Genomic DNA, 12,117 nt, shown 5'->3' with positions numbered 1-12,117 from the left:
AATCATGTAGGATTGTAAGCGCTTCATAAAACGAAGGAATGGTAAGGGAGGGTAATTTTTTGAAAAAGCTAAACATCTACTTATTAATAGTTGTTATGGTATTTACAGCAATACTTGCACCTATATTGCCTGTTTCGCCTGCTTATGCAGCAGGTGGAATTGAATATGAGGCGGAGTCAGCCATCGGTGTGGATACGAATATGCAAGCAACCGTTGTTGGTGCAGTATATTCAGGGACGGGTTATGTAGATGTAGGAGATCAGTCTCATGCGGCAAGTCTGACTTGGAGCCAAGTGCAAGCAGCCATAGCTGGAAACTATGTAATACAGATCAAGTACAGTAACAATACGGTGAACGATAAGCCAGTCAGTTTATGGGTTAATGGACATAAATACGCGACATTTCGTGGGGAATCAACAGGGAGTCAGGCGACACCAACATGGAAACTGTTCACTGCTGTTGGCATGCTAAATCAAGGAGCGAATGTGATCAAGCTCGCTGCCGAAAGTGGGGATGGACCTGAGATAGATGCGATGGAAGTTATTCCTTATGCCACGCTGATTGAAGCGGAGAATGGCGGCGGGGCGGCACACTCTGATGTGACGATCGCAGCTAATGTGGGAACTGCTCCTGGGTTTTCGGGCACTGGCTACCTAAGTATTGCAGCTCCGAAAAATGGTTATATGCTTTACAATAACGCTGTCGTACCTTCAACAGGCAAGTATACGATCAAAGTTCGCTATTCGTTAGGAAACACAGCTAGACCGTATGCGGTTACTATTAATGGTGTACGAGTCAAAGATGCCGTAGGTGCGTCTACCGGGGCATGGAGTAATTGGAAATATGAAGAGCTTACAGGCATTGATCTCAATGCTGGGGCAAATACATTGAAAATTGAACGAATTGGCGCAAATTCAACCCCTGTCATTGACCGTTTTGAAATTCAAAGTGAGTCCGTCATTGAAGTCGGCGATCAGTCTTTCAGACATACGAGCTTTGAACTTTCGGATGTGGATGCTGTGATAGCTGCTACGCCAACAAACGGTGTATTAAATTCCCCGTTAATCAGCGGGACGTTACTGAAACCGACTTCCGTTAATACGGCGAAAATCGTGGAGAACGCTCAAACACGCTGGGCTGAAATCACAACGGCTGCAACAAAACTAGGCATAATTGGCTTCCCATTTCATTCGAGTTGGTTGCCGCCAGTGCCGATGAAGAGCTTTACGTTGGAATCAACCTTCATGTTGCCCGATGAGCAAGCGAACTATATTTTCAAACTCGTGAGTGCAGGGGGATTGGAAAGCTCAATCTTTGCTTTTGGAATGGACGGTAAGCTCTATGCCCGTTCGAATTCTTCAGCAGGAGGAGCCTTGGCTATGAGGTCGAATTGGAGCACGAACACGCGATATACTGTGAAGTTGGTGTTTCATTTGGATACCAATAGCTACGACATGTTTCTGAATGGGAACTCACTTGTGACGAGTGAGCCCTTGCAGACGGATGCTTATTCAGGTGGACTGAAAGGCTTTTACATGGAAGTGAAGGATGGGGCAAGGCAAGAAACGAAGATACTTGTTGATGATATCAAGCTTTCAGGTTCGAATACGGCGGGGACGCCACCGCGAATCAATGCTAATCCTGGAGCGCTATTCGTTGAGCAGCCATACATTGGTACGCCGGAGAATTATTATGTTAGTCCAACAGGTCTTGATACGAATGATGGATTAACGACAGGATCTGCTTTTAAAACGATTAATAAAGCAGCAAGTGCAACGAATCCAGGGGATACGGTGAATATCATGCCTGGGACGTACTCGCCAATCAACGATGCGAACGATTTTGTTCTCATTAATCGATCCGGTGCTGTTGATGTGAAAACAGGTACTTTGCATCCGATTACCTACAAAGCCTATGATCCAAACAATAAACCGAAGCTGCTCCTTCCTCCGAATGTGAAAGGGGTCTGGGACATGGTTCAAATAAGTGCCAATTATATAGTGCTTGATGGGATTGAGGTTGAGGGTACGAATTTGACCCTAACGCTAGCAGAAGGTGAAGCAAATTATGAGAGTAAGGTTGCTGGCGGATCGGATTGGTCTCGTTATGCCTTAACGAATACCAATGGTGTAAGCGTTAGTGGACATCATATTACAGTAAGGAATTCGGATATTCATCATATGTCGGGAGCGGGTCTTGGCGGAGGCGGGGATTATATCACCTTTGAGTATAATAAGATTCATTCCAATAGCTGGTACAGCTTCTATGCAACCAGTGGAATCAGCTTCATGCATGATTTCGATGTCGATAATAATACAACGGATTATAAAATTATTGTTCGAAATAATGAGGTTTACGATAATCAAACGAATGTCAAATGGGAAACAACGAAAGGGTATTCGGATGGGAATGGCATTATTTTTGATGTGGATGAGGGGTATAACGGTAAAAAATTAGTCATTAATAACCTTGTCTATGATAACGGCGGCGGAGGCATTCATGCCTATCGAAGCAATAATGTGCATGTCATCAATAACACGATCTACAAGAATAGCAGAAGTCCTTATTTGAAGTATCCGAATATGGATGCGCAGTCAAGTGATAACTCAGTCTTCGTTAATAATATATCCATTGCGAGAGAGGAAGAAGGAGAATACGCCAATCTGAACAGTGGATGGAACAATCTGTTTGCCAATAATATTTATGGTGGGAATGTCAGGTTCCTGGGTCAGAATGACCGAGTGATTGATCCGAAATTTGTATCCGTTACGGGAGCTACTTATGATTTTCATTTGCAAGCCGATTCACCTGCTATCGATAACGGTGCGCGCTCCTATGCACCTGCGTTTGATAATGATGGAAATGTACGTCCCTATGCAGGCATTGGTGCGAATGGACGGGTGGATATCGGGGCATTCGAAACATCGTATAAGAGTGCAACTCCACTAATCGACGATTCGATTCAATTTGTACCCGCACCTCCGGATGTTATCCAAGAAGCGAAGGCCTCGAAAGGAACACCTGTAATTGATGGTCAAATTGAGGATAGCTGGTTAACAGCCGGAAGTTTCCAAGCACTGAAGGTTAGCGATCCAACGAAAGTATCTCCTTTAGCGTCGATGCGATTGTTATGGGATGAACACAATTTGTATGTGTTGGCTGAAGTTAAGGATGCTAATCTGAATGCGTCAGGTGGTAATTTGTGGGAGCATGACTCGATGGAATTCTTCGTAGACGAGAACAACGGAGATACCATCGCATTCCAATCGGATGATCGACATTATCGAATTAACTATAAGAATCTAAAGAGTGCTGGCAAAAATACAACGATAAACAGTTTCACATCAGCCGCTCGCGAAGTTGAAGGGGGCTATCTCATCGAAGCAGCTTTCCCATTGAATGTGATAACAGGTTCAGTTGGAACTGTGATCGGCTTTGATGCAGGTGCAAGTGATGATAGCAATTATGATGGCATTCGGGATAATGCAACGATGTGGAGCAATCAAAGGTTTAATTCTCATGTTTCTACCCAATGGTATGGCAATATAACCTTCGTAGAAGCAGAGAATCTTCCGACAAATCCAAATTCAAATTCAAACCAAAATTCAACTTCAAATTCAACTGCTGGTGGAAACGCAACGCCAGTTTTTGATGGCGCAACCGTGAGGCTTACACCAATACTTACTGGTACGGCAGCAAAATCGGAACTTAGTTTGGTGCAATTTCAACAGCTTTTGGCCCGAGCACAGGTTGATGACAAAGGGAGAAAGTTAAGCACGATTCATGTGAATCCTATTTCTGGTGCACAAGCTTATGTGCAAATATTACCGGCTGAATCCTTTAAGCAAGGTAAGGCGGATAACTATCTAGCTATTCAAACGGGATTAGCCACACTTACAATACCGGATAATGCTTTTAAAGCGCAGGATATGAAAGATGCTTCTCAAGTTGGCATCAGCGTCGCAGTTGCAGATATCTCGAGTTTGCCTAAGAAGCTCAAGGAGAAGATTGGAAATAAGCCGGTGTTAGAGTTATCGGTATTGATGAATGGCACGCCAATCGCATGGAAAAATAATCAGAGCCCAATCACTGTTACGATGGACTATCAACCAACACCTGAGGAACGAAACAATGCAGATCACATTGCCATCTGGTACATCGATGGACAGGGCAAAGTCATTAAACTGCCTTCCGGGAAATACGATGTAGCTACGGGGAAGATCACATTCATGACTACACATTTCAGCCAATTTGCCATTGGATACGAAATCAAGAGCTTTGAAGACTTAGCCAGCTATAATTGGGCCAAGGATAATATTGAGGTACTCGTATCTAAAGGGATTATTGAAGGTAAAAGTGATGTAAGCTTTGCACCAAGTGAGTTTATCACACGTGCAGACTTTGTCTCCCTATTGGTTCGCGCCTTGAGTTTAGAAGCAGACGTAGTTAGTAATTTTGATGATGTGAAAGCAACGGATTATTTTGTGAATGAGGTGGGGATCGCCAAAGCCTTGGGGATTACTGAAGGAAAAACAAATCATGCCTTCAAACCAACCGAATTGATCACTAGACAAGACATGATGGTACTTACAGCAAGAGCTTTTAAAATCGCAGGCATCACCATTCATGGAGATGTGAAAGACGATTTGGGTAGCTTCGAAGATGCTGATCATGTAGCCCTCTATGCAGCTACTAGTGTGGCTGATCTTGTCAAAGCGGGTATCGTGCAAGGAAGTGGCAAGCTTTTAAACCCGACTAACGCTACAACGAGAGCGGAGACGGCAGTCTTGATCTATCGATTATATACGAAATTAGCAGAAATGAAGGGATAGATAAAAGTCTAGTCAATGAAATAGCCTCTCGGCAGCTCCGAGAGGCTAAATAATTCTAAGGAGGTTAATGATTATGGTCGTTCAATCCAATCCCAAAAAGTTAGTTAATCGTATGGGTTTGTTCTTGCTTTTATTCATCGTTTGCTGCGCAATTGCTTTCGTGAAGTCGGCCCACGCCGCTGCAACAACATATTACGTGAGTCAATTAACCGGTCAGGATCGAAGTGATTATGGCAGCTCAACAAGTCAACTTTTTCAAACAATTCAATATGCGGCGAATCTAACCAATCCAGGTGATACAGTCTATGTGATGAATGGTACGTACAACGAGACCACGGATCAGTCTGTTTTTCAAGTGACGCGTTCGGGATCTTCAGCTGTAAATGGGATGATCAGCTACCTAGCATATCCGGGGCATAGCCCCAAACTCAAGGTGACGGATGCTTGGAATCACATTGTTGTAAACGCTTCCTACATTAGAATCGAGGGCTTCGAAATCGCGGGCGATAACAGCAATCTTTCACGCAGTGACGGGGAGGCAAGATATGATCATTATGTTCAGAATAAGTCTACGGGTACGATTAATTGGTCTTACTTGCGCAAAACGAACACCAATGGCATTCTGATCAAGCCAGCAAATGAAACGGCGGCGAACCCGCATCACATCACCATTAGAAACAATCAAGTTCATGACGTGCCAGGTGCAGGAATCGGTACGATGGAAGCGGACTATATAACCGTAGAAAATAATATCGTGTACAATAACTCATGGTATACGCTCTATGCGACAAGTGGCATTTCGCTTTTTCATTCGGTAGACACGGATACGAACACGAGCAGTTATAAGAATATCATCCGCAATAATCGAACCTATAACAATAAAACCTTGGTGAAATGGGGGGATAGACAATTTTATTCCGATGGAAACGGGATCATCATTGATGATAATCAGAACTCACAATTGAATGGGAAATATCCCGCTTACAACGGCAAAACACTAGTAACGAACAATGTGAGCTACAACAATGGCGGATCAGGCATCCACGCTTACCATAGTTCACATGTCGATTTGATCAACAACACAGCATATAATAATTCTTCGCAGTTGGATTATGGCGAAATATATGCGATTTATGGTAATGATATTAACATATTAAACAATATTATGGTTGCTCGAACGGGGATGAAGTTGAATCAAGACTATCTGAACACGAATGTAAATGTGAACTATAATATCTATCATAATGGGAATCCTGTCGTAAACGGAGTCAATGATATGTGGGGGGATCCACTATTCATGAATGCAGCAACGGGTGATTTCCGAGTGAAGATGGGCTCCAAAGCGGTAGACACGGGTACGACCAGTTTATCGCCCACAACGGATATTAATCTAGATCCCAGACCTCGCGGTGCATCCCCGGATCGAGGCGCATATGAAAGTCAGAATGTGATTGGTAATCCTAGCTTTGAGTGGGGAAGTCTTGGAGGCGGTTGGAACAAGGAGCTTAATAGCGCGGGGATTAAGGTACAAAGTATGGGCGCTTACTCGGGTAGCTATAAGACTTCATTCGCAACGACTGCGGCTACAAAGCTCTCTCAGACAGTGATAGCACCTGTATCACAAACCTATACCGTAACTGCTTATATCAATACCAATATTGCAAGCAATGTGAAGCTGGGAGTCGATGTTGCTGGTGTGAATCAGGGACAATCGGCAGTTGCAACGGGAGGATACAAGAAGGCAACCTTTACATTCAATGCTGTCTCTGGTCAAGCGATCAAGGTATGGATATCGGCTCCGCAAACAGCTAGTGGTTGGGTAGCAGTTGATGATGTTTCCGTTGAATAAAATAACATAACAAAAATCCAGTTTTCTGCAACATATCTTCATGTACGTCAGTGGGTCTGAGGCTTATAGTTGTATACATAAGCGATTACAAGCTCACACCTGAGGAGATGTTGAAGATGAATAAACCGAATATCATTGACACAGATGTCCATAATGCGATAGCTCATTCGAGAGAACTGCTACCCTATTTGCCCAAGGTTTGGCACGATTATTGGCTTTCTGCCGGCCCAGGCTATGGTGGTGGATGGCATTCTCCAATAGGTGTGATGCGCAAAGATGCCGTACCTGACGGTGGTGGCATTCCAGGCAGTGATCCACAACATATGTTGAAGCATCATTTTAATAGATATGGCATTGATTATGGGATATTGACCGGCTCTGGGATATTGGGGATTTCCTTGAATCCGAATCCAGACTATGGCAATGTCGTCGCTAGTGCTTACAATGACTGGCTGGTGGAAACATGGTTGAAAGCAAGTCCAGTGTATAAAGGTTCCATCCTTATTAATCATGCGGATCCAATTGCCGCTGCGAAAGAAATTGATCGTATGGCCAAGCACCCAGACATGATTCAGGTTATTATGTGCAGCGGCTCTCGGATGTTGTTCGGGCAGCGTTTCTATCATCCCATTTATGAAGCGGCTGAACGTAATGGACTGCCTGTCGCAGTTCATCCAGGTACGGAAGGGAGAGGAATTGCAGGAGCTCCAACACCATCGGGTTATCCCACATCCTATTTGGAATGGCACAATATATTACCAATTAATTACATGTCTCATGTTAATAGCTTAGTGTGCGAAGGGGTATTTGAAAAGTTTCCTAAGCTTAAATTTGTTGCAATTGAAGGTGGATTAGCATGGCTTCCGCATCTCATGTGGCGAATGGATAAGAATTTCAAAGGACTTCGAGATTTAGTCCCTTGGCTCAAAAGATTACCGTCCGAATACATTAAAGAGCATATTCGACTAACGACGCAACCCATCGAAGAGCCAACTAAGCCAGAGCATATTAATCAGATATTGGATATGCTAGGCGCGGATAATATGGTTATGTTCTCATCGGATTATCCGCACTGGGACTTTGATAATCCCAAAATGGCGCTGCAACCGATTCGCAAAGAGTTAAGACAACGTATTCTGGTTGATAATGCCTTGGAGTTATATGGTCATGAGACCTTTCCAGCTCCGATAGCTGCATCTGTTTCTGTTCGTGAGGGGGATTCTGAGCAATGAGCAAAGTGAAAGCCAGATATGCCGCAGCCAGCGTCCAAGAACTTGCCGAAAAAGGGCGCAAGATTGTCGAAGTAAAAGGGATCGAAATCGGTGTATTCCTTGTAAATGGGAGTTATTACGCATGGCGAAATATGTGTCCTCATGGGGCTGCTCCTGTCTGTGAGGGGGTCGTGTGCGGGACTCGGCTGCCCTCCTTAGTTTATGAATATGAGTATGGCCGTGATCAGGAAATATTACGCTGCCCGTGGCATGGTTGGGAGTTTGGTTTGACGGATGGCAAGCATTTGGTCGAAGGCGGCGTGCAGTTACGAGGTTATGAGGTTGAGGTTGAGGGGAATGAGATCTACGTGCTCATCTAACTGAGTGCAAAGGTACTCGACAGGAGGTTCGAACTTGGTTTCTTACATTGGGGTTACCCAGGTTAAAGCAGGAGGCAGTAAGGTGCCAGAGGGAAAGCGTATTCCCATAGGCTGGACGGCAGTTGCGATAGGTGAAACAGCTGCTGAACGTGTACGACTTTTATGGAGCAATGTGGTTACGGGACAGCCTGCTTGGCTGAGATTGACTGTGGCCCTTGATGTTCGTGAGGAAGTACGTGTCGAGGCTCGTTCAGCGATGACTGGCCTATGTATCGGTGAGTGGGACATCAGGTACGCCTCAGTGTTTCAGCCTTATCAGCTGCTGCTTTGTGCTGAGCATGTCGAGTTGCTGGCAAGCGAGGGTATCGAGCTACAATTAATACAAGGCAGCTCGCCATTATGGATATTTACTGAGGGTCCAGCGGAAGCGCCATTGCTATTCCCGCATCTCCTCCTCACAAAGGTAGAACCGGAAGATCCATGGCAGAGGATGTCAGCATCGCTGGCATCTCTGTCTTCCTTGCAGCCTTTTGGCTGGCTAGAAGGTTGTGTGTTAGACGGTTTACTGGATCTGGAGCGTGTGTATGGAGGTGGGAAGTATCAGGGGACGGCCAAGGAGCATTTAGATCTGTTCTTCGATGCAAATGGTTCTCTTCATTATGAGAATCCGCGTAGTGTACCCGTTGATGGACGCATTTATGGCATTGAGGGAACGTTACCCTTTGCCGCGTTAGCTCAACTGGAGCCGAATCATCCTGCGATTGAATCAGCCATACAGTATTGGTTATCCGAAACCTCACAAGATGGAACGATCATGGATGGTTCCATGCTCTCAGCGGAGGGCAGCTACACCATTGCGTATCCAATGGCGGTGCTGGCCAAGTTGTATAAGCGAGAAGATTTGGCTCTCCTGGCTATTCAGCAATTGGAGTCTCGCAAGCAACGACTCAATTATGGGACCGATCTATATCTGAGACATCACGAGGATGGAAGTCACAGCTTCCCGAATTGGTCTCGCGCTTATGGGTGGTATATGCTGGGACTGGCGCGGACGCTTCGTGTGATACACGAATATGACGCACTTTATAGGGAGTCTCCGGCAATACGAATTCGAATCAATGAACTTAAAGAGGAACTTATTCGTATTGCAGAAGTCATTGTTGGTTACCAATCGGAGCAAGGATTATGGTATGTCTATGTGGATGATCCGCAAACCGGCGTGGAAACATCGGGTTCAGCTGCCATTGCAGCCGCTTTAGCAATTGGTGTGCAGTTAGGTATTCTTGGAGATGCTTCATTAACTGCCTGCAAAAGAGTCCGACGTGCACTCACACCTTATCTCACGGAAGATGGATTTCTTCATGGAGTCTCACAGAATAATAAAGCTGACGAAGAGCTCCAACGAAGTGGCTATCGGGTTTTGTCACAAATGGGAACGGGGCTGGCCGCTCAATTGGATGCTGCTTTGTTTATCATTGGGGAACACCTCGTTCAGGACATATCCTGACGAGGTGTTGTTTTTATTAATCTTGAATGACAGATATCGTCTTTTCGCCGCCAACATAGATGCGATTCGTGCGCGGATTAAGCAGCAAAGATCCAGAGTCAGCGCTAAGTTTGAGCTTCGTGAGAGGCTTTAGGCTGCTGCCATGATAGACGATTAGTGGAACTGCACCTGTTTCTGTTGATTCTGAAATGAATAAGTGATTGGTTCGCGGATTGATTAGTACATCCGTAAATGCGGGTACGGTTAACGAACCGATGACCTTGTTCGTTCTACTACTTACAACAAAAAGCCGCCCCTTCACGGATATTTGCGCACTAGAAATATAGACCCGACACGTTAAGGGATTTAGCGTAATTTCTCTTTGTCGTCTTCCGAGATGAACCTTTCGAACATGGAGGGTACGCAAGTTCACGACCGAACTGTATCTACTTAGATTATTTGCGACATATAGTTGATTAGTTTTCCTATCAATAACCGGTGTAATGACAGGGTTTCTTCCGACTTTCCGTGTAGCTATGATGTTATTGGTATCTCCTCGGATGACAGCTAATGTATCCGTCGTCGTGTTCGTTACGTAGATACGATTCGTCAACGCATTGACTACTATTTGCGAAGGTCGTCCTTTGAATGAAATTTTGCTGTGTACCTTATTCGTAGCCCCGTTCAGAACCACAAGATTGGCGTTGCGCGAATTTAAGGAGATTGTAGAAACATATACCAAATTTGTATGCGTGTTGACCGCGATATGATCGCTGCGTTCTCCAACCTTAATGTTAGATATTACACGGTTCGTAAGGCCATTGATAACGGAAACGGTACCATCATAAAAGTTGGATACATAAATACGATTCGTACGCGTATTGATAGCCATATAGGACGGCATTTTTCCAATCGTAATTGTGCGTATGACTTTGTTGGATGTAGTATTAATAACACTGAGGTGATTGTCACCTTGAATCACATATAACCGATTCGTAAAGGGATTGATCGCGAAGTTTACAGCTGGTCTGTTGACGGGAATAGTTGCAATTAGGCGTGGCTTGGTTGATGAGATCTTCGGCTTTGAAACGCGCACAGCTTTACGGATAATCATAAAGGCTCCCCTTCCCCAAGACATGTGGTACTTATATCATATTCATGACCACGCTATTGGGAACTACTAGACGGAAGTTAGCGCAGCGGCGCACAACTTTTGATGGAATTCAGCGTCAAAAATGCATGACCACGATTAGAAATGAACCACTAAGGAGGCATGGGAATGGCACAAGAAATTGAACGCATCGGAGATATAAAAGCGAAACTTGGCGAAGGTCCCGTCTGGGATCACACGACAGGGCAATTAATTTGGGTTGATATTAATGGACAAGCCCTACATCTATACAATCCCGCAGATGGACGCAACCGGACAATTACATTGGATCAAAAAGTCGGAGCCGCCGTGCCAAGACAGCAAGGTGGTATGGTTCTTGCTATGGAGCGGGGCTTTCATCTGCTGAATTTGGAAACCGAGGCGTTAACACGCGTTGTGGATCCAGAGAATCATTTGCCTAACAATCGGTTTAATGATGGCAAAAGTGATCGAGCTGGCCGGTTCTGGGCAGGCACGATGGCACAAAGTGAGTCGGTCACAACAGGATCACTGTATTGTCTTGATATCGACGGAACCGTTCATACCATCGAAGATGGCTGCATCACAGTATCCAATGGACTAGGCTGGAGCCTCGATAACACTATCATGTATTACATCGATTCTCCGACAAAGAAAGTCGTAGCTTACGACTATGATGGCGAATCAGGGCAAATCTCCAATCCGCGTACAGTGGTCACCATAGCTGATAATGAAGGTTTTCCAGATGGGATGGCTGTGGATAACGATGGTATGTTATGGATTGCTCAATGGGGAGGCTGGCAAGTAGGGCGTTATAACCCGGTGACGGGCGAGAAAATAGGTTCGATTGCTGTCCCAGTGGAGAGAACGAGCTCTTGTGCATTTGGCGGGGAGCACATGGATGAGTTGTATATCACCACGGCAAGTGTAGGTGTCAGTGAAGAGGACAGCGTGAATCAGCCTTATGCTGGTAGTTTGTTCCGAATAAAGCTAGATGTGAAAGGCCCCAAGGCGAATTTTTACGGGGGATAAGGCAGTAGCACCTAGAAGAAGCTAAGTCGCATGTTGCGCTTAGCTTCTTTAATTTGCTTAGTGGATAAGGCAATAGATGGACCTCTGTCAAGAAAGTAGACACCTAATAAGAGAAGTTAACTAACGCTTTTGTAGTAAAGTTCTTCAAATCGATCCGGCGAGACATAGCCCAAAGAACCATGGATTCTTTTACGGTTG

The 12,117-nt window shown here is 44.9% G+C and carries 7 protein-coding genes; 6 read left to right on the top strand and 1 reads right to left on the bottom strand.

The window, feature by feature from the left end:
* Positions 1-59 precede the first annotated feature (59 nt).
* The 5 genes from HQN88_RS17710 (at position 60) to HQN88_RS17690 (ending at position 9,779) form a co-directional block, all read left to right on the top strand.
* Complete coding sequence (locus HQN88_RS17710) at positions 60-4,832, top strand: sugar-binding protein (RefSeq protein WP_246320301.1); 4,773 nt, start codon at positions 60-62, stop codon at positions 4,830-4,832.
* A 73-nt stretch (positions 4,833-4,905) separates the two neighbouring features.
* Entirely contained in the window at positions 4,906-6,681 is a 1,776-nt protein-coding gene (locus HQN88_RS17705; RefSeq protein ID WP_173114768.1) for a right-handed parallel beta-helix repeat-containing protein, read from the top strand.
* Between the two features lie 116 nt (positions 6,682-6,797).
* Positions 6,798-7,913 carry an amidohydrolase family protein gene (locus HQN88_RS17700; RefSeq protein WP_173114765.1) on the top strand — a complete coding sequence of 372 codons (1,116 nt, stop codon included), beginning with the start codon at positions 6,798-6,800 and terminating at the stop codon, positions 7,911-7,913.
* Entirely contained in the window at positions 7,910-8,272 is a 363-nt protein-coding gene (locus HQN88_RS17695) for a Rieske (2Fe-2S) protein (RefSeq protein ID WP_173114762.1), read from the top strand. Before HQN88_RS17700 ends, HQN88_RS17695 begins: the two co-directional genes overlap by 4 nt.
* 34 nt (positions 8,273-8,306) lie before the next feature.
* The gene (locus HQN88_RS17690; RefSeq protein WP_173114759.1) at positions 8,307-9,779 is read left to right on the top strand and encodes a glycoside hydrolase family 88 protein; all 1,473 of its coding nucleotides are present in this window, start codon (positions 8,307-8,309) and stop codon (positions 9,777-9,779) included.
* A 16-nt stretch (positions 9,780-9,795) separates the two neighbouring features.
* Here the strand turns inward: HQN88_RS17690 and HQN88_RS17685 are convergent, their stop codons facing one another.
* Positions 9,796-10,872 carry a YncE family protein gene (locus HQN88_RS17685; protein ID WP_173114757.1) on the bottom strand — a complete coding sequence of 359 codons (1,077 nt, stop codon included), beginning with the start codon at positions 10,870-10,872 and terminating at the stop codon, positions 9,796-9,798.
* Positions 10,873-11,037: 165 nt separating this feature from the next.
* On the opposite strand from HQN88_RS17685, the gene HQN88_RS17680 reads away from it, so the two are divergent.
* A complete protein-coding gene (locus HQN88_RS17680; RefSeq protein ID WP_337995164.1) occupies positions 11,038-11,919 on the top strand; it encodes an SMP-30/gluconolactonase/LRE family protein in 882 nt (293 codons plus the stop codon).
* Positions 11,920-12,117: the final 198 nt, after the last annotated feature.

Origin of the sequence: Paenibacillus qinlingensis, assembly GCF_013204845.1 — a bacterium.
GTDB classification, from domain to species: Bacteria; Bacillota; Bacilli; order Paenibacillales; family NBRC-103111; genus Paenibacillus_E; species Paenibacillus_E qinlingensis.
This window is presented reverse-complemented; position numbering and strand designations above follow the sequence as displayed.

What these genes read in the sequence shown, in the direction of transcription:
- HQN88_RS17700 (WP_173114765.1), top strand. Translation starts at nt 6,798, where the DNA reads ATGAATAAACCGAATATCATTGACACAGATGTCCATAATGCGATAGCT.
- HQN88_RS17680 (WP_337995164.1), top strand. Translation starts at nt 11,038, where the DNA reads ATGGCACAAGAAATTGAACGCATCGGAGATATAAAAGCGAAACTTGGC.
- HQN88_RS17695 (WP_173114762.1), top strand. Translation starts at nt 7,910, where the DNA reads ATGAGCAAAGTGAAAGCCAGATATGCCGCAGCCAGCGTCCAAGAACTT.
- HQN88_RS17685 (WP_173114757.1), bottom strand. Translation starts at nt 10,872, where the DNA reads ATGATTATCCGTAAAGCTGTGCGCGTTTCAAAGCCGAAGATCTCATCA.
- HQN88_RS17705 (WP_173114768.1), top strand. Translation starts at nt 4,906, where the DNA reads ATGGTCGTTCAATCCAATCCCAAAAAGTTAGTTAATCGTATGGGTTTG.